Source organism: uncultured Dokdonia sp. (genome assembly GCF_937910895.1).
Classification (GTDB): Bacteria; Bacteroidota; Bacteroidia; order Flavobacteriales; family Flavobacteriaceae; genus Dokdonia.
The window spans coordinates 13,734-32,945 of sequence record NZ_CALEMI010000154.1 but is presented as its reverse complement, the minus strand read 5'-3'; the positions used below and the strand labels follow the sequence as shown (position 1 = coordinate 32,945).

The following is a 19,212-nucleotide window of genomic DNA, read 5'->3' as shown; positions in this document are numbered from 1 at the left end:
AAAAAATACCTAAGAAATCGAAGATTCATAAGTTCCTATAACTGAAATAGAAATCACACGCATAAAAAGCGTCTTTTCTTTTGGTTCGGTTTTCTTTGGACGAGCAAATAAAATTAACAAAAAGTTGATTGTAAGTTGATTACATTAAATTTTAACGTAATTACACTAAAAGACTTACTAATTTTTTACGTCGAACTCACGTTGGATTAATAAGAAGCCTTGTGGAAAACCACAAAGGTTTGATTACTAATGTTTTTAAGTTTGGAGTAATAAAAACTAATAAGTAATAAAATTATGGCTAGATATTATGTAAACAAAAATGCACAAAACAATGGAGATCACGAAGTCCATACATCTGGATGCAGCTGGTTACCTAAAGAAGAAAACAGAAAGTACTTGGGAACATTTGATTCTTGTACGGCTGCTGTTAAGGAAGCAAAAAAGCATTATGATCAAGTGAACGGATGTTATTATTGCTCAAGAGATTGTCATACATCATAATAATATAACAAATGAAATCAACAAATAAAAAATCTATTATTTACGTATTACTATTTCTAGTATTTCAATCTTGCTCATCTCCTTTAGATAAGAAGTATAATGAGGATACACTAGAAATTGATGCTAAAGAAATTAAGGAAAGCGATAAACTTTCTGAGGAGGATGCTGAAATATTAGCTGGTTGGATATTAAAATCAAAACTAACGAATGATGATTTAGAAGGAAAAACGTATGCTGAAATAATTGACGAAGCAAAATTGTATAAGAAAGAGCAAGAAGAATTAGCAGAAAAAATAAAAGCAGAAGAAGAGGCAAATAGACAGAGATTAGGAGCATCTCTTACAGTGGCTATGTATAATAAAGGGTTTAAAAAATATGATTATCAAGAATATCTGACGTATGATTTTGTTTTTGAAAATAAATCTAAAAAAGACATAAGAGCTTTCAAAGGGTCTGTTTCTATTCGAGATTTATTTGACGTTGAAATTAAGTCAATTAATTTAACTGTAGATGATAAGATTGAAGCGTTTAAAATTTTAAAAGCATCCTATACTTCAGATTATAATCAATTTAGAGATGAAGATACTCGTCTCCGAAATAAAGATATGGACGATGTTAAAATAGTTTGGACACCTGAAAAAATCATTTTTACAGATGGATCAATATTAGAATAAAATTAAAGTTGATTTTAATTAAACAAAAGGAAATAGCATAATATCATGGAACTACAAAACCAACTCAAAGCGTTAGCCGACAAAATTGAGGACTTAAAAGAACGTATTGAAACGGAGGAATCTACAAAACATGCTTTTGTACTACCATTCATAAATATTCTAGGATATGACACTTTCAATCCCTTAGAAGTTGTTCCTGAATTTACCGCAGATTTAGGATTAAAAAAAGGAGAGAAAGTAGATTACGCTATTTTTCAGGACGAGAAACCAATTTTAATCATTGAATGTAAGAATTGGAGGGAAGAGCTTAATGCGCATAATTCTCAATTATTTAGATACTTTCACACCACAAAAACCCGATTTGCACTTCTAACAAATGGGATAGAATATCGTTTTTATACGGATCTTGAAGAAACAAACAAAATGGATGAAAAACCATTTTTAGAGTTCAATATAACAAATCTAAAAGATAGTACAGTAAGTGAAATTATTAAGTTTCATAAATCAAATTTTGATGTCAATCATATTGTTGACAACGCAAGTTCATTAAAGTACACCAAGGAAATTAAGAAATTGATTTTACAAGAGCTGAAAGAACCCTCATTTGACTTTGTACGATTATTTGCAAATCAAGTATACACTGGAAGATTAACTGAGAAAGTAATGGATGAGTTTACAGTTTTGGTTAATAAAGCTTTTAATCAAACGTTAGGAGATAGAGTTAATGATAGATTAAATGCTGCACTTAATAAAGAAACAGAAAAACAACAAGGCGAAGTAGTAGAAGTAGAAGAGGGAGATCCTAAAATAACGACGACAGAAGAGGAGTTGGAAGGGTATAGAATTATTGTTGCCATTTTGAGAAGGCAACTACCTATCGAGCGTATTATATATAGAGACACACAATCTTATTTTGGGATATTATTAGACGATAATAATAGAAAGCCTTTATGTAGACTTCATTTTAATGGAAAAACAAAATATTTAGGAATATTTGATGAAAATAAAAGAGAGCGAAAAGAGAAGCTTTCTTCCTTAGATGAAATCTATCAATATGAAGACGAACTTCTTAAAACAATAACCTTTTACGAATAGACGATATGAAAAGTTTTTTAATATTTACTTGCTTTATTTTCCTGTTTTGTACAGATGATTCATACCCTAAGATCAATGATCTTAAAAATGAATTCATAAATGAAAACGTCTACATCTGCAATAGTACTACCGCCAAAAAATATCACTATAAAGAAAATTGCAGAGGACTCAGTAGTTGTAAAAAAGAGATAAAAGAAATCTCTTTAGAAACTGCTAAGGAGCTTGGTCGGACATTATGCGGATGGGAAGATTAATTGTATATTTCAGCTACAATCAATCACACATGAAAACTATTTTTACATTTTTATTAATATGTATTTCTTTTACAATAGTAGGACAAACGGTAACGGCAAACCAAGTCCTAGAAAAAGCAATAGCGTATCATGATCCACAAGGAAATTGGCAAACATTTGCTGGAGGCTTTACGGTTGTCTTAGAAACACCCGGCGGGAAAGAACGTAAAAGTACCATTTCCATCAATCTGCCTGAGCAATACTTTAATGTTTCTACTATCCAAGATGGGAAGATTAGCTTTCGCGAAATACGTGCCACCAACTGTCGCTTTTCAAATGAAGATACGACTACAACTGAAACTACAACTTCAGACGAAACCTGTGAGCGTACAGTTATGTTTAAAAATTATTATACGTACCTCTACGGACTCCCAATGAAACTTAAAGACTCAGGCACACATATCGATCCTATCGTACAGAAGAAAAACTTTAAAGGAAAAGAATATCTAGTGCTAAAAGTAACCTATGATGAAGCGGTAGGATCTGATATTTGGCAATTTTATTTTGATCCAACTACGTACGCGATGGAAGTGTATCAGTTTTTTAAAGGTCCCGATGAAACCACAGGAGAATATATCCTACTTACAGATGAAGTCGAAGTGCAAGGTATTAAAATGCCTAAAGACCGTGCGTGGTATTACAATAAAGATGATGGGTATTTAGGAACCGATAAACTACTACAAGAGTAGGCTTTTACGACTGCCTGTCGAGATAGGCAAGCCTAACTGGAGTTGCTGCATTTTGAAATATAAAATCAGCGACACTATTAAATGAAATACACAAAAAAACCCTTTTCAATTTGAAAAGGGTTTTTGTTTGTTTATAAGGAAAAAAAGTACTTATGCTTCAAACGGTACGATTGAAACATAGGATTTGTTATCTTTCTTTTTAGTGAATTTTACAACACCATCCACATAAGCGTGAAGTGTGTGATCTTTTCCACCATATACATTTTCACCTGGGTGATGTGTATATCCTCTTTGACGTACGATGATGTTCCCTGCAATTGCAGCTTGGCCACCAAAAATCTTAACACCTAAGCGCTTTGATTGTGATTCACGACCGTTTTTAGAACTACCAACTCCTTTTTTATGAGCCATCTTGTTTCGGTTTTTTATCCTGAATAAAATCAGGATTTATTATACTTTGGTGAAAGATTATTTTCTTCCCCCGTTTAATTTGTCTTGTAATTCTTTAAGCTCATCCCACTTACCAGCTGCAGCTAATTTTGCTTGCTCTGGCCAAGTATTAGCTACTAGTGATGCAAGTCCAGAACTTGCTTCAGCTAAAATAGCTTCGATAGCTTCTGGCTTAGCTTTTGCTACTTTTGCAAAAGTGTCCATTCCAGCATTTACCATAGCCTCTGCAGCCTTAGGACCTACACCTTCGATTTTCTTAAGATCATCTCCTTTTATAGCCGATTTCTTGGCTGGTGCTTCTTTCTTGGCTGGTGCTTCTTTTTTAGCTTCTGCCTTAGGAGCAGCTTCTTTCTTAGGAGCGGCAGCCTTTGGTTCAGCCTTTTTTGCAGGAGCAGCTTTCTTAGCTCCAGAAGCAGTGATGCTTTCGATTACGATTTCAGTAAGAGACTGGCGGTGTCCGTTTTTAACACGGTATCCCTTACGTCTTTTCTTCTTGAAAACGATTACTTTGTCACCTTTAAGGTGCTTAATGACTTTTGCTCCTACTAGAGCTCCGTCTATAGCCGGGGCGCCGATCGTTACTTTGTCACCGTCACCGATTAAAAGAACATTGTCAAAAGACACTTCTTTTCCTTCTTCGGTTGTTAGGCGGTGTACAAAGACTTTCTGGTCTTTTGCAACTTTAAATTGCTGCCCTGCTATCTCTACAATTGCGTACATAGCGATTAATTAATGATTAAAATTAACTCAATCTTTCGATTTAAGCGGGTGCAAATATACCACTAATCTATTAATTTACAATAACAGTAAATATTTTTTTACACCGCTTTCGCGAAAGAAAATAACAAAGAGACCTTTTAATGTCTCTTTCGTACTATTTTAGATTATCATGATAGTCTCGCATACTTTGTTATTGTACCGTTACTGCCTCTCGTAAGTAGCGTCTAAAAGGAAGCATTTCTAAGTACACTTCAATACAATATTCCTGATAGTGAGAATCTAGTATTTGCTTTCGCGAAAGCGTCATCTCCACAGCAAATGTTTTGCGTCGTAATAAGTCAATATATGGATGCTCTTTTGAAAAGCCTTTAGGAGCGGTTTTTAATGGATCATCGTAATAGAGACCTCCAAACATTTTTTTGAAAGAAGGTTTTTCAATAATGGCAATTAGTTCGTCTCCATTATAATCTATAGCATCTCGGATACTACGTAAAATGGATTTTTCAGGACGCCAAAATCCTCCTGCAAGTAGGCATTGCTTCAATCCCATTTCAATGTAAAAATCTCCTTGCTTAGTTAATTGGTCAAGACCCGCACCAAAATGATCTTTATAAATAGGTTTATGAGGCGCAAACATCAAATTATTATTAATCCGATTGATCGCTTTTTTTCCAGGCGTGTCAAAATACTCAGGATCTACCGTAGCAAGTTTTGCATTCAGTTCATCTAACCAACCTATAAAAAAAGAACGCACCGCTTGATATTCTTTGCGGTTGAGATCCATCCATTCTTTTGTATTGTTTAGTTGTAAACGTTCTAAAAAGTTGAATAATTCAGGAAACCCCATGCGGTATTTACGTATTTAGGTTTTTGATTTGACTTTTTAACTCTTGCATCGATGCTTGTAATTCGCGTAGCAACGTATGTTCTGAGCCGATATCTATATTAAAAGTAAGTTTGCTATTGACCTGCCAGATTTCTTGAATATCACTTACAAATACCTCATAAGGAACATATTCTTCATTAAGAGAGACTAATAATACTTTTGATGAATCAGGTAATTTTTGTAGTTTTTTTACCACCACCGCATCTTGCATGACTACCACATATACTTTGTTGTCACTGGCATAGTCAAGACTCTCTACGCCTTTAGCAAGCACCCAGTCATCAGGTCTAAAATTAGGAAGCATACTATCTCCTTCTACTTGAAAACCACGATAGGTAGCATTGCGAAATTGTGGTAACGGGAGGTCAAATGCAGGAAGTTTTTGATACCACTCTACATCTTGAATATTATTGGGATACCCAGCAGCTGCCTTTTGATTGACCAACACCATGTTTTCCTGATCGTCCTTATCTACAATCACCACTTTGGGGCTTATATCTCCACTATGAGTGTTCAAATGTTTTTGATTGCTATAACCAAATAACCACAACGGATTCACATGAAATAGGCGTAATAACTCGGTGACCACCTGTCCAGAAAGTTTGGTGCGACCACGTTCTATATCTGCCGTAGAATGTTTAATCCCTAATTGTGCTGCAAATTCAGACTGTGTAAAGTCATGATCTTCGCGGATTTCTTTAAAACGACGTATTTCCGAAGGTAATTCATTTGCTCCCATTTGGGAAATATAAGAAATTTTGGAATATTTCCTAGTAATTTATTGGGGATATTTCCATCATTTCTATATAAGTAGCGATCCAGAAGGTATATGCAAACGTATATAAAGCAAAACTTAGAAGCTAAATATGTTTTTAAAGGTGTTATTTGGGTATTTCATCGGTAAAAACAAAACATTCGTCCTAATTAATTATTTAATTAGGATTTATATGTTAATTTTGCCTATTAACTAATCGTCAAAATATATAACGAAATGAAAAGATTTTTTTTAAGTATTGCTGCTATAGCATTGATTTTTAACATTACTTCTTGTAGAAAAGTAAAAGAAAATTCTGAAAATGCAGAGAATACTATTGAAAACGCTGCAAATGAAGCGGGTAATGCTATTGAAAATGCTGCAGATGCAACAGGTGATGCTATTGAAAATGCTGCAGATGCAACAGGTAACGCAATTGAAGATGCAGCTAATGCTGTAGGAGATGCAGTAGATAACACTGGAAATGCTATAAAAGATGCTGCCAATGATGCTGAAAAAGCTGTTAAAAACACTAAAATAAAAGTTGAAACAACTACTGATGATAATTAGTAGTTGATCAACACGAACTTAAAGCCCGGCACTGCCGGGCTTTTTTTGTTAAACGCTGTTTTGTAAAGTCTGAAAGACGCATACAAAATAGGTAGTTGAACTCATCCCACTTTTCAGTGAGATTTATGATGTAATACCTTGACCCTTGAGTCGATTTTTAGTGTCCAGAGCTTGCTGAGGTTTAATCCCTTTTATTCTGGTAGCGTCGCTCCACTAGTGGTCACCGTGCGATCTATTTTACCCATCAAGCCTTGTAATACTTTACCAGGTCCCACCTCTATAAAGTGAGTAGCCCCATCGGCGATCATTTGTTGCATGCTTTGTGTCCATTTTACCGGAGCCGTAAGCTGTGCCATTAGATTTTCTTTAATCACCTTTGGATCTGTAATCGCTGTCGTCGATACGTTTTGATAGATCGGACAGTTAGGGGTATTAAATGTTGTGTTCTCTATGGCTGCCGCAAGTTCTTCGCGAGCAGGTTCCATGAGTGGGGAGTGAAAAGCACCTCCTACGGGAAGTACCAAAGCACGTCGTGCTCCTTTTTCTTTTAAAGCTTCACAAGCGGCTTCTATCGCCGGAATATCTCCAGAAATCACCAATTGTCCAGGACAGTTATAATTTGCAGCAACCACAATTCCGTTGATGGTAGCACAGACTTCTTCTACGATATGATCTTCAAGACCTAATACAGCTGCCATAGTTGAAGGTTGTAATTCACAGGCTTTTTGCATTGCTAGTGCACGTTGCGATACCAATCGTAATCCATCTTCAAAGTTCAAAGTACCATTTGCCACGAGTGCGCTTAATTCTCCTAGCGAATGTCCCGCCACCATATCAGGCTGAAACGTATCTCCTAATACTTTGCTTAAAATAACAGAATGTAAGAAAATAGCAGGCTGTGTGACTTTGGTTTGCTTTAAGTCTTCGGCGGCTCCTTCAAACATGATATCAGTAATTTTAAATCCTAAAATATCATTGGCTTGATGAAATAAATCTTGTGCGAGTCCAGAGGCTTCAAATAAATCCAATCCCATTCCTGAGAATTGTGCTCCTTGTCCTGGAAAAATATATGCATTCATGTGTGGTTTGTTTAGTTGTACGTGCAAAAATACTGAAAGTTTTGTGTTGTCTGTAAATTGGTCTTTGGTCTTTGCTTTTTGGTCTTTGGTCTTTGGTCTTTGGTCTTTGGTCTTTGGTCTTGAGTCGTGAGTCTTGGAGCGAAGCGGTCTTGTCTCTTGATTCTTTTATATGATGTGCGCTTTCGCGAAAGCAAAAAAAACCCCATCAAAGCTTACTTTAAAATAGAGTATTGTTCTATTTTGAGCTTGAATTAGAGTAGTACTCTATTTTGAGATTTTAAATTCAAAAAAATAAATCTCAAAAAATTCTAATTCCTAAACTTCCAGCATCCAGCATCAATCAGAGCAAAGCGACTCAAACCATTTGCAACAAAGCAACACTATCAACCACCTCTGCAAATTCTTTATGAAGACTTGCAAGCGCTGTATCATGAATCATCTCTGAAGAAAAGAGCTGCCCATTCAATCCCTTTCTGTCAAACGTAGCCGTCGCATCTGATATTAATAAAACGTCAAATCCTAAGTTCCCCGCCATTCGGGTGGTGGTAGAAATACAATGGTTTGTGGTTAATCCAACAATGACCAGTTTATTGATGTTTTGTGCATCCAGACGTTCTTTGAGATCAGTTCCTATAAAAGCACTATTGACATGTTTAATAATGAGTGGTTCGTCATTTTTAGGTTTTAAAGCATCTATCATGTCAAATCCAGAATGGGATTCGTGCAATAACGAATTTGGATCTTGCGAACTATGAATGATATGGAATATAGGAAGTTTAAGAGATCTCCACGTTTCTAATAGTTGTAACGCTTTTTCTTCGGCGTCTCTATTGTTTCTGTTGCCTCCCCAATGGGCTTCTTCAGAAAATCCTTTTTGAAGGTCTATCAAAAGTAAAGCGGTGTTTTGATCTCTTAGTTTCATTGGTTTTAATTATTGGTCGGTAGATTTAAAAATATTCAGAAAAGAAACTACCTCCTTCTCCACGTCTCATACGTAAACCCAAATTTATGCTTGTCATCTGCTTCATGAAACACACTTTTTTGCAACTCCCATTCGTCTGTACTGAACTCTGGAAAAAAAGCATCAGCTTCAAAAGTGCTGTGAACTCGGGTGAGTTCGATATGCGTGGCGTAATCGAGTCCGATGGTGTAAATCTCACCACCGCCTATAATAAAAGCATTCGAGTCATCTTTCGCGAAAGCGAGTGCATCTTCCATCGTATGTACCACCGTAGCGCCTTCAGCTTTGTAGTCTTTATTACGGGTAATGACCAAGTGCGTACGGTTAGGTAATGGTTTTGGAAACGACTCCCACGTCTTACGACCCATAATAATATGATGTCCTGTGGTCAGGGTTTTAAAACGTTTAAAATCGTCTGGTAAATGCCATACAAGGTCATTGTCCTTACCCAAAGCATTATTTTCTGCCGCAGCAGCAATCATCGTGATCATAGGGGAGAATCGGGATCTATCGTAGCGGCTGTTTCTGAGGTGATGGTGATGCTTTTTTTTTCTGGTAATGGATGTTCTACAGCCACTTTTTCCTCTAACTCAGCAATTCTATCTTGTTGTTTTTTTACCAAAGCATTGATTTGCTCTTCTTCCCAGGCTTTGCCCATAAAAGGATTCATCACAAATACATTGATGACGTGCGCTAAAAAGAAAAAAGACCATACTAAAATTGCCCACATAAACCAGTCGTATCCAAAAAGTGTAATCTCCTTTCCGATGCCTAGCACGGGGTTGATAATAATCATCAAAACAGCACCTGCCAAAAAAAGTACGAAGTGACGATATAATTTCTTTTTCTGACGAATCCGAGCCTGTGCATTTTCGATTAATACGCGTTGTTCTTGGTCAATAGCAGGAGGTGTTTTTTTTGAAAATAATCCCATTTGTACGATCTTTATATGATCCTATAAAATTACTGTTTTTTATGCATATCTTCAACCTATGACCGCTTATAAAAAATACTTTCCAATTACCAAACAATGTACGTACCTCAATACACCCGCTTCAGGAGTGTTGCCTTTGCCTGTATTGGAATACAGACAGGAACACGACTTCGATTTTTTTATGATGGGAAGCGCGATCAAAGACAATCGGGGTCCAGCACTCACGGCGGTACGTGAGAAAGTAGGAACGTTATTTTCTTGTGCACCCAATCGCGTGGCACTGGTGCCTAACTTTTCGTACGGATTTAATACACTTTTAGAAGGAGTGCCTACGCTTCAAAAAGTATTGTTATTAGAACAAGATTATCCTTCGGTCAATTGGCCATTTGAGTCGCGTGATTTTGAGATTACATACACACAAATTGATGGGGATTTGGAGCAACATGTGGAGACCGCTTTCGCGAAAGCGCCACCAGATATATTCGCATTTTCTGCCGTACAATACATCAACGGAATCAAAATAGATTTTGAATTCCTAAAACGACTGAAAGCGACGTATCCCGACACCTTATTTTTTGCCGATGCTACACAATATTTTGGCACCGAAGTTTTTGATTTTGATACATCTGCTTTTGATGTGATGGGCGGGAGTTGTTATAAATGGATGAATGCAGGCTATGGCAATGCGATCTTTCTTTTTAAAGAAGCTGTCGCCAAAAAGGTGTTCCCAAAAACAACAGGATTCAATTCTTTACAAGGAAAATATAAAGCACAGGAAGGAAGTTTTTTAGGACGTTTTGAACCAGGACATCAGGATACACTTAACTACGGCAGCCTTGGTGTAGCCATCGATTTGATCAATCAGATAGGAATGGAAACGATAGAAGAACGCATTCAAGAACTCGCGACAAAAGCAAAAACTGCTTTTACAGAACGTGGTTTACTTGAAGATGCCGTTGTACAACGCACAGCACATTCGTCTATTTTTAATTTAAAAGGGGATAAAGCGCTTGCAAAACATCTTAACGAACGAGGAATCACGTGTATTTTGAGAGGGGACGGCGTGCGTGTAGGTTTTCAATATTTTAATACCGAAGCTGATTTACAGGTGTTATTAGATGCTTTAGCATCTTTTTAAAGTGATTTTTCATAAAAGACAAATCTTAAATACGCCGTTTTTACTAGCGATTTCATAATTGAAAACGTTTGCGTTTTGTGGTTTTGGTGGTTTTGGGTATGTAATATTGTCATTCTGTGAAAAATGCCGTTAACAGTTTGATAAACTGTTTTTTATTGCTGTCTATTTTTATCTTTGAGGTGTGTAATTTAAACAATCATAGTATGTCACTCACAAAAAAATATTTAAAGTCAAAGCCTATCTGTAAAGTAACATTTACGGTGCCTGCATCAGAAGCATCTACGGTAGCAGTTGCTGGAGATTTTAATAATTGGGACACCACTGCATCATTAAAGAAATTAAAGAACGGAAGTTTTAAAGGAACTTTTGATATTCCGACAGAACAAGCGTACGAATTCCGTTACGTGATAGATGGCGAGTGGACCAATGAGCAAGAAGCAGATCGTCTTCAATGGAATGCGTATGCGGCTGCAGAGAATTCCGTTATCGAACTATAAGAAATTAGGTCAGTATGTTGTTTTTAGAAAACAACACTAGAGTCTATACTGTTCTATAAAAAATGAGACTATCTAAAAAGCGTTAAAATCAGCTAGCTGTCATCCTGAGTCTTTCGATAAGCTCAAGACAGGCTCTGTCGAAGGATATGTGATAATCATAAGATTAAAAACTTCGACAAGCTCAGTTTGACAAACTAAAGGTACTTTTTACTCGTGCACATAATATTTCATAAAAATAGCGTAACGCTCGTAAGAGGGTTACGCTATTTATGAATATTCAAGTAGTGGTTTTTTTAGTTTTACTTTTTAAATAATATAAGTATTAAATCCTAACATCTAACATTGGGATAAAAATCTTTAGATCCCGCTAAAAAAAGCGGGATTAGTTCAACTAACTATTTTGAATGCATCTTTCAGATTTCTCAAAACAGCGTTTCACTAAAATGGGTGTGATGATGAAGCGTTATCCACCAACGTCTTGACAGATTCATCACACCCTTATTCCTTATTATCTGGCTATCCTAATATTTTTGTTTGCCTACGATAAAAGGCATCTTGCTGTCGCTTCATAATTTCTTTTGCCATCTTTTTCTTATAGCTATACAACTCTTCTTCATTGGCAATATCTGTATAGATTCGATCATTTAAAATATGATCTGTCTCTGTCAATATTTTACGTTGTGCTGCTTTTTGAGCACTCCACGCTTTGATAGTAGCCTCGTGGTCGGCTAGTTTTATATCGTATTCTCCCATTGGAGAAATCAATTTTGAAAATATCGGAGCGGTTTCTATAGCAAGAAATAATAGAAATATAAATAAAGACGGAAGCCATGGCAATTCTTTCATCGCGTCTATACGCGCCATGAGTCCGTCAAAGTTATTAATGATCGGTTGGCTTGTGCTTACCGCGGTGTTAAATTCATCTCTGAGTCGTGTTTTTTCCGCTTCCGCGAAAGCGATTTTATCAGCACCCGTTGCTTTAAGAGCGGTCAGTTCGATGAGCGCAGCATCATGCTTGTCTCGTTTTTCTTGATAGACAGGGCCTTTGCCTAAAAGTTCTGTGCCTGCCGTGCCTTCAGCTTCGGCAATGTAGATTTCGTAGAGGTTATTGACTTCGGTTTCTTTGGTCGTAATCTCATCTTTAATCGCGGTAATTTCGGTATCTAGTTTGTTGATTTCTGGCGTGTATGCTGCTAGAATCTCCCCTTGATTCTGAACCGTAAATTCGTTTTTCTGGCTTAGCATCACCCGATCAATTTCTTTTTCAAAAATCTTAAGTTCCAATGGTTTTGAAATCACAATGGCAATAATCACTGCCAATATCAATCGCGGTACTGCCATACCAAATTCCTGCCACCAATTGTCTCTTTTCTTCAGCGTAGATACAATAAAACGATCTAGATTAAAAATCACAAGACCCCAAAGCATCCCAAAAAGAATAGCTCGGTATACGTTGTCAAAGATGGTGTATAAGGCGTATGTGGCTGCAATAGCGGCTAGAACTGCTGTAAAAAATACGGTGGCTCCTATACCAGCGTATTTGTTTTTTTCGCCACGAGAACACGTGTCTAACACATCTCTATCTGCTCCAGAACAGAGAATGAAAAATTTTTGTATCATAAAAGTATGTTTTGCATTCGCTGGTAACGAATAGGTTGATTGATGATGCTTCGCCTATAAGAACGCAAAAAAGTATAGAATGTTACACATTTAGAGAAGTAATGTGATACATGCTTTGTCAGTTGCGCTAACTCAGGATGAATTTTAATTCCGCAAACCTGCTTTTCTGGTAGGGAGGAGCGTGAGAAAACAAACTTGTTTTAAGAGATCTCTCTCAATTTATACCATGAAAAACTATTTCTTTACAAAACGTAGATTTTGAACACGTCCAGCAGAAGCTCTGAATTCTTGCTGATCTTTTGTAAAATCAAATGTCATATATCCAGCGACGTTAAATTTGTCTTTCATAATAGGCACTACAGGCGCAAGATTTTCTCCATTTATATATAAAGTGAGTCCGTTATCTTCTTTTTTAAAAGTATAGGTCACATCCAATTCTTTACTGTAATAATCGCCTTCGTATTGCTGTGATTGCGTTGCTGTAAGTTGTTTTAGAGGCTCATATTTTTTATAATTGAAAACCCCTTGTCCTGGAATCTCTAATGTAAAACCAGAGGGTGTGTTTGGATTGTCTATGGTAAGTTTAATAGGAATATCAGGGCCTATCCATCTAAATGTATTTTTTGAAACAGGTTCCATTTTGGTCACTCTTCCACTTCCGCGGTCATAGACTAGCGTATCATTTACAAGCGTGAGGTTTCTACTGGTTTTTGAATCTGCATTCCAATACGATCCTTCTAGTTTTTTAAGATCGGCTATTGGGAGTTGTATGGGTTTTGCTTTCGCGAAAGCGGTATTAGAAACAACAGCATCTTCATCTTCATTTGGGGTAGTGATCTCAATAGGATCTAAAAATAAATCAGCCACTTTGGAGGCGAGTTCGTTAGGATTGGCATCCCCTCGATTGGCAAGGACAACAACGGTAAAATGATCATCTGGAAATTGAAATTTTTGCGCACGGAATCCTACAAAGGCACCGCCATGACTTATGATTTTATGACCATCATATACGCCTACCTCCAGACCTGAAGCATATTCATTGGCCGTTCCGTCATTAAGTATGGTGGTTGTAGTCATGGTTTTCCAGAAATCTTCCGTAAGAATTTTAGAATCATAATACGCATCATCCCATTTTTTTAAATCTTCTATCGTAGTAAATATGCCACCATCACCAATCATATTCAGGGTGGTCATACTGATTTGAAAACCTCCATTTGGTGTAGGATAATACCCAGAAGCACGATTTTTTACAATAGCCGTATAATCGTTGTGAAAATGGGTGTTGTTCATCCCCAGAGGTTTAAAAATCTCTTTCATGGCGTAATCTGCCATCGATGTTCCTGTTACTTTCTGAACAATCTGACCGAGTAGCCAGTAGCCAGAATTGCTGTATAAATGCTCATCGCCAGGTTTGAAATTAAGCTCTTCTTGATGTACAAGCCACTTCATAACATCTTCATCCGTATAAAAATCTTCATCTCCTAATCCGCTGAGAGAAGCGAGAACCAGATAATCACGGATTCCGCTGGTGTGGTTAAGAAGGTGTCTTACCGTAATTGTTTTTGCATAGCTTGGAAATTCAGGAAAGAAGGTGTCTAGTGTCGAGTCTAAGGATAGTTTTCCTTGCTGCGCGAGTAAGACAATACAGGCGGCTGTAAATTGTTTTGAGGTAGAGGCAATTCGAAAGACAGAGGTAGATGAAATGGGGATGTCATATTCTAAATTGGCATATCCATATCCTTTTGCGTAAATGATTTCTCCATCTTTAAAGATGCCCAAAGCCGCTCCAGGATGATTTGTTTTATCAGTATCCGCAAATACAGCGTCTACTTTTGCTGCAAGCTCTGGAGTAATTTTAGTGAATGTGGGTGGTGTTGTGATTTGTCCTGAGACCGCTTTCGCGAAAGCGAATACTAGAAAAACAGAAAGAAGAGTTGATTTGAATGTCATGATTGATGATTTATGTATAATAGGATTCAAAAAAGTTCATGTAGTTTGTCAAACTGAGCTCTTCGATAAACTCAGTGTAACACGTGTCGAAGTTTTTAATCTTTTGATTATGCATCCCTTCGACAGGTTCAGGGTGACGATTTACTTGTTTTATTACTTTTAGATCACTTCTATGTAAATATATAAAAACCCGCAAGAAAGCGGGTTTTAGAATGTATGAAGTTTTGTTTGTAGTGATTATAAGCTATATGTCTTTAAAGTCTTTTTTGATCCGATTTTCGTATGTTTTACTTTTCAGGAATATGAGGTGGTGGCGGTGGAATAGCAGGATACGGTTCAGCATTTTTCTTCTGCTTTTCTGTCATTCTATTATAGATATCGTACATAAAAGCAACCTCTTTTTTAAGTATTTGTCCGTTAGGATTTTTGTTGTACTTCTTCGCAAGTTTATTATATACCTTAATATCTTCCTTAGTAATCATTTTTTTGTTTTGATCCTGAGCAGAGAAGGTAATAGGTGCTTTAGAAATATAGGTCTTAGGTGCATTGGTGTATGGAGAACGTGTTTGCACATTAAGACTGTTGTTTGTTTTTACAAGACTTAACGCTTTTTCAAAAGGCACTTCTTTGTTCTCATAATAAAACACCCCTCCTATGTTATTCATACTCCTAAGATGATCTTCAACACTTGGTGGCGCTGGAGGCGCAGGTGGTGCAGGAGGAGCTACTGGTGAATGAGCTTCGGGAGCGTGAGGCGGTGGTGGCGGAGGTGGTGGTAATAAATCCATACCTCCATTTGCTTTTGAATACTTCGTTTTTAAGAACTCTTCATTTAGTTTTTTAAGAAATTCTTTATCAGGATTTTTAACCAGTATAGAAGGATATCCTTCTATATATTCTGACTTTGACCAATCTTTAGTAACCGCATCAATATCGTTACGAAGTGTTGCCACCGAAGATGCTTTTCCGTTAACGCGAACAGTTTTGTTCATTATTTCAATTACAAGCGCTTTCTCTCCATTTCTTTCGGCACCTTCTACAAAATCTTTGGCGTATGTAGTAGAGGTTTGTTGCGTTTCTGTTTTATAGACAGAATAGTTTTCAATACGATGAAGTTCGGTCCCGTCTTGTGTTATAAGTTGTTCTCCTTCAAAAGTAAAAGTCACCCAATCGTATCCCATTGTAAATGTCATTCCATTGTCAATAGGATCTGGATAATACCGAGCGCTTTTATTCTCTGAAACATTAATGACATCACAGGTAGTACCCCCGTTTATACCATTAAAGTGGTATTTGGTGTCGCCATCTGGAGTCATCCAGATACCATGTATTCTATGACTTATAGTGTTTTCTGGAGCTATATAATAGATACTATCACCAACTTTAAGTAACTCATTTTCTATAGATAATTTAATTTTTTTATCTATAGCTCTATTATGTGGAGCTAAATCTATATAATATTCGCCATTTTTAGTAGTGATAGGTGTTTTGTTATTATTCATATCCCACCATAAAACATCATTTTCTTTATAAATAGAAACATTGGTGTTCTCGTGTTTTTTGTCTATCCAGTGCCCTTCTATGGCAAGATCATTATTTGGTTGTGCAATAATTCCTTGATTAAAAACTAAGACACAGCCCGCAAAAATGGGGATCAATAATAACGCGCTTATTGCGAGTCGTTTTCGGTTAAATGATTGTGATAACATAAGGATTCGTTTTTTTGTTGATGAATAATTAAATGGACTCTCAAGGGTAGTATGATGAGTACTACTCGCATAACTTAAGAGTATATGTTGGTATTGATAAATATTGTTTTGTTCTCGTATGGCACCTTGGTCGGCTAAAAACTCATGATTAAGAGTTATAGATTTTTTTGCAATCCAAAACAGCGGATTAAACCAAAATACCACTTGTAAAAATTCTATAAATAAAATGTCTAACGAGTGTTTTTGACGTACGTGTGTTGCTTCGTGTGCAATGACTTCTGAGGGAATTTCCTTGTTTTTATACCGCTTTCGCGAAAGAAAAATATACTTCAAAAACGAGTGCGGAACAATGGACTGCTGTAAGAGTGCCAACGTAAAACCCTGTTGCGGATGGGTTTCCGCCATCGTGATTTTTCGCTTTAAGCGAATTAAATTTAAAATAAAACGCCCTCCAAAAATAAAGAGTCCTATGCCGTAGATACTCAAAAGCACATAAGGAAGATAATTGGTTTTTGATTTTTTTACCACAGTAGGAGTAGGTGCTATAGGACTTTGATCCCAAGCCGTCACAAAATTTTCTACCCAGATATCTTCTGGCATTGCTGTCGTTGTATAGGTAAATGTTACTAAAGGGATGGTAAGTGAGAACACAAGACTTGCTAATAAATAATAACGCTTAAACTGATGTAATGCTTTGCCCTCTAATGCGATCTTATAAAACCCAAATAAGACAGCTAGGCACAACGTGCTTTTGATGAGGTAGGTAATGATCATTGCTTTTTCTTTTTAAGTTGACTGTCTATGATACCTCTTAATTCTTGAAGTTCTTTTTCGCTGAGATCTGTTTCTTGTGTAAAAAAGGAAGCAAATTGAGAGGCAGAGTCGTTAAAGAAGTTTTTAATGAGACCGTTTACGTGTTTAGAAAAGTAATCTGTCTTTTTTACTAACGGGAAATACTCTCTAGAACGTCCGTACTGAATATAGTCTACAAAATTTTTGTCTTGCATCCTTTTCAATAAGGTAGCTATGGTTGTCGTAGCAGGCTTCGGATCTGGGTAGGCATCTATGAGATCTTTCATAAAAGCACGCTCTTGTTTCCAAAGGAGTTGCATCAATTGTTCTTCTGCTGCAGATAATGCCATGTGGTTCTACGTTTTTTAGAATTAACTCTACAAATGTAGAATAAAATTTTAATTCTACAAGTGTAGAGTAAAACTTTAACAAAAAAATCCTTTAGATTGTGCTCATCTAAAGGATTTTATCATTTTATAAAGTTATAAAGTAAATGCTACTTGCTTTTCAACGCCGTAAAATACTCATAAAAATACGGAATGGTCTCGATTCCTTTTAAGTAATTCCAAACCCCAAAATGTTCGTTTGGAGAATGAATGGCATCGCTGTCTAAGCCAAATCCCATGAGGATGGTTTTGCTTTTTAGTTCTTTTTCAAAAAGAGCCACGATAGGAATACTCCCACCACTACGTTGTGGGATAGGGGTTTTGCCAAAGGTTTTCTCATACGCTTTTTCGGCGGCTTGATATTCTATGGTGTCTATAGGCGTTACGTACCCTTGTCCTCCGTGGTGTGGCGTTACTTTTACCGTCACGCCTTCTGGTGCAATGCCTTCAAAATGAGTTTTAAATAATTCGGTGATCTCTTTCCAATCTTGATGTGGAACTAAACGCATAGAGATTTTTGCGAATGCTTTGCTAGCGATCACTGTTTTGGCTCCTTCACCCGTATAACCGCCCCAAATTCCATTGACATCTAGGGTAGGGCGTATGGAGTTGCGCTCATTAGTAGTATAGCCTTTTTCTCCATATACCGCAGCGATATCAAGTGCTTTTTTATAGTTCTCCAAATCAAAAGGCGCCTCCGCCATTTTTGCACGTTCGGTAGCGGTGAGTTCTTCTACTTTATCATAAAATCCTTTGACGGTAATATGGTTGTTTTCATCGTGAAGCGAGGCAATCATCTTGGATAAGATATTGATTGGGTTTGCGACCGCTCCTCCGTATAAACCACTATGTAAATCACGATTGGGTCCAGTCACCTCTACCTCTACATAGCTTAAACCACGAAGTCCTGTCGTGATACTCGGAATATCATTTGCGATCATTCCTGTATCTGAAATTAAGATCACATCATTGGCTAGTTTTTCTTGATTACGTTCTACATACCAAGCAAGGTTGACACTTCCTACTTCTTCTTCGCCTTCAATCATAAACTTGACATTACACGGCAGCTTATTATTTGCAGTCATATATTCCATCGCTTTGACGTGCATATACATTTGCCCTTTATCGTCACAGGCACCACGTGCAAAAATAGCACCGTCAGGATGTTTTTCTGTCTTTTTGATGACAGGTTCAAACGGTGGTGAATCCCATAAATCTAGTGGATCTGGTGGCTGTACATCGTAGTGACCATAAACCAATACGGTAGGTAGATTCGGATCTATGATTTTATGAGCATATACAATCGGATATCCGGGGGTCTCGCATATTTCTACGGTGTCACATCCAGCGGCTTTTAAACTGTCTGCTACTACGGTAGCTGTTTGTGAGGTCGCTTTCGCGAAAGCGGAATCAGCACTAATACTAGGGATTTTTAAGAGTTCGATCAGCTCATCGATAAAGCGTTGTTTGTGTTCCTGAATATAGGAAGTGATAGTTTGCATATAGATTCTAAA

General features: G+C 36.9%; 20 protein-coding genes. 7 read left to right on the top strand and 13 right to left on the bottom strand.

Features of this window, described 5'->3' with window-relative positions:
- Positions 1 to 294 precede the first annotated feature (294 nt).
- From Q0505_RS18115 to Q0505_RS18100, 4 genes are all read left to right on the top strand, one after another.
- Positions 295 to 501: a hypothetical protein gene (locus Q0505_RS18115; protein WP_299215896.1), complete on the top strand. Its 207-nt coding sequence runs from the start codon at positions 295 to 297 to the stop codon at positions 499 to 501.
- An 11-nt stretch (positions 502 to 512) separates the two neighbouring features.
- A complete protein-coding gene (locus tag Q0505_RS18110) occupies positions 513 to 1,175 on the top strand; it encodes a hypothetical protein (RefSeq protein WP_299215893.1) in 663 nt (220 codons plus the stop codon).
- A 45-nt stretch (positions 1,176 to 1,220) separates the two neighbouring features.
- Entirely contained in the window at positions 1,221 to 2,270 is a 1,050-nt protein-coding gene (locus Q0505_RS18105; protein WP_299215890.1) for a type I restriction endonuclease, read from the top strand.
- A gap of 283 nt (positions 2,271 to 2,553) precedes the next feature.
- The gene (locus tag Q0505_RS18100; RefSeq protein WP_299215885.1) at positions 2,554 to 3,252 is read left to right on the top strand and encodes a DUF6503 family protein; all 699 of its coding nucleotides are present in this window, start codon (positions 2,554 to 2,556) and stop codon (positions 3,250 to 3,252) included.
- A 150-nt stretch (positions 3,253 to 3,402) separates the two neighbouring features.
- Here the strand turns inward: Q0505_RS18100 and rpmA are convergent, their stop codons facing one another.
- The 4 genes from rpmA to Q0505_RS18080 form a co-directional block, all read right to left on the bottom strand.
- Complete coding sequence (rpmA, locus tag Q0505_RS18095) at positions 3,403 to 3,663, bottom strand: 50S ribosomal protein L27 (RefSeq protein ID WP_299215882.1); 261 nt, start codon at positions 3,661 to 3,663, stop codon at positions 3,403 to 3,405.
- 57 nt (positions 3,664 to 3,720) lie between these two features.
- Positions 3,721 to 4,422 (bottom strand): 50S ribosomal protein L21, encoded by a 702-nt coding sequence (gene rplU / locus Q0505_RS18090; RefSeq protein WP_299215880.1) that lies wholly within the window; start codon positions 4,420 to 4,422, stop codon positions 3,721 to 3,723.
- Between the two features lie 190 nt (positions 4,423 to 4,612).
- Positions 4,613 to 5,269: a DUF2461 domain-containing protein gene (locus Q0505_RS18085; protein ID WP_299215877.1), complete on the bottom strand. Its 657-nt coding sequence runs from the start codon at positions 5,267 to 5,269 to the stop codon at positions 4,613 to 4,615.
- Positions 5,270 to 5,276: 7 nt separating this feature from the next.
- A complete protein-coding gene (locus Q0505_RS18080; protein ID WP_299215874.1) occupies positions 5,277 to 6,047 on the bottom strand; it encodes a LexA family transcriptional regulator in 771 nt (256 codons plus the stop codon).
- Positions 6,048 to 6,299: 252 nt separating this feature from the next.
- On the opposite strand from Q0505_RS18080, the gene Q0505_RS18075 reads away from it, so the two are divergent.
- On the top strand, positions 6,300 to 6,632 hold the full coding sequence (locus Q0505_RS18075; protein WP_299215871.1) for a hypothetical protein: 333 nt from the start codon (positions 6,300 to 6,302) through the stop codon (positions 6,630 to 6,632).
- A gap of 191 nt (positions 6,633 to 6,823) precedes the next feature.
- Here Q0505_RS18075 and fabD read toward each other — a convergent pair whose 3' ends face one another.
- The 4 genes from fabD to Q0505_RS18055 all read right to left on the bottom strand — a co-directional run bounded on the left by fabD (position 6,824) and on the right by Q0505_RS18055 (position 9,606).
- Positions 6,824 to 7,711: an ACP S-malonyltransferase gene (gene fabD, locus Q0505_RS18070; RefSeq protein WP_299215869.1), complete on the bottom strand. Its 888-nt coding sequence runs from the start codon at positions 7,709 to 7,711 to the stop codon at positions 6,824 to 6,826.
- Between the two features lie 355 nt (positions 7,712 to 8,066).
- Positions 8,067 to 8,633, bottom strand: coding sequence for a cysteine hydrolase family protein (locus Q0505_RS18065; RefSeq protein ID WP_299215867.1), 567 nt, complete (start codon positions 8,631 to 8,633; stop codon positions 8,067 to 8,069).
- 47 nt (positions 8,634 to 8,680) lie between these two features.
- On the bottom strand, positions 8,681 to 9,163 hold the full coding sequence (locus Q0505_RS18060; RefSeq protein ID WP_299215864.1) for a dihydrofolate reductase: 483 nt from the start codon (positions 9,161 to 9,163) through the stop codon (positions 8,681 to 8,683).
- Positions 9,160 to 9,606: a 2TM domain-containing protein gene (locus tag Q0505_RS18055; RefSeq protein ID WP_299215861.1), complete on the bottom strand. Its 447-nt coding sequence runs from the start codon at positions 9,604 to 9,606 to the stop codon at positions 9,160 to 9,162. Before Q0505_RS18055 ends, Q0505_RS18060 begins: the two co-directional genes overlap by 4 nt.
- Positions 9,607 to 9,664: 58 nt before the next feature.
- On the opposite strand from Q0505_RS18055, the gene Q0505_RS18050 reads away from it, so the two are divergent.
- Positions 9,665 to 10,744: an aminotransferase class V-fold PLP-dependent enzyme gene (locus Q0505_RS18050; RefSeq protein WP_299215858.1), complete on the top strand. Its 1,080-nt coding sequence runs from the start codon at positions 9,665 to 9,667 to the stop codon at positions 10,742 to 10,744.
- A gap of 203 nt (positions 10,745 to 10,947) precedes the next feature.
- A complete protein-coding gene (locus Q0505_RS18045; RefSeq protein ID WP_299215855.1) occupies positions 10,948 to 11,241 on the top strand; it encodes an isoamylase early set domain-containing protein in 294 nt (97 codons plus the stop codon).
- Positions 11,242 to 11,757: 516 nt separating this feature from the next.
- Here the strand turns inward: Q0505_RS18045 and Q0505_RS18040 are convergent.
- The 5 genes from Q0505_RS18040 to Q0505_RS18020 all read right to left on the bottom strand — a co-directional run bounded on the left by Q0505_RS18040 (position 11,758) and on the right by Q0505_RS18020 (position 19,200).
- A complete protein-coding gene (locus Q0505_RS18040; protein ID WP_299215852.1) occupies positions 11,758 to 12,861 on the bottom strand; it encodes a DUF4407 domain-containing protein in 1,104 nt (367 codons plus the stop codon).
- A gap of 234 nt (positions 12,862 to 13,095) precedes the next feature.
- Positions 13,096 to 14,811, bottom strand: coding sequence for a serine hydrolase domain-containing protein (locus Q0505_RS18035; protein ID WP_299215849.1), 1,716 nt, complete (start codon positions 14,809 to 14,811; stop codon positions 13,096 to 13,098).
- 287 nt (positions 14,812 to 15,098) lie between these two features.
- Positions 15,099 to 17,294 carry a M56 family metallopeptidase gene (locus Q0505_RS18030; RefSeq protein ID WP_299215846.1) on the bottom strand — a complete coding sequence of 732 codons (2,196 nt, stop codon included), beginning with the start codon at positions 17,292 to 17,294 and terminating at the stop codon, positions 15,099 to 15,101.
- Positions 17,291 to 17,662, bottom strand: coding sequence for a BlaI/MecI/CopY family transcriptional regulator (locus Q0505_RS18025; protein ID WP_299215843.1), 372 nt, complete (start codon positions 17,660 to 17,662; stop codon positions 17,291 to 17,293). Before Q0505_RS18025 ends, Q0505_RS18030 begins: the two co-directional genes overlap by 4 nt.
- Positions 17,663 to 17,808: 146 nt before the next feature.
- Positions 17,809 to 19,200 (bottom strand): dipeptidase, encoded by a 1,392-nt coding sequence (locus Q0505_RS18020; protein ID WP_299215840.1) that lies wholly within the window; start codon positions 19,198 to 19,200, stop codon positions 17,809 to 17,811.
- Positions 19,201 to 19,212: the final 12 nt, after the last annotated feature.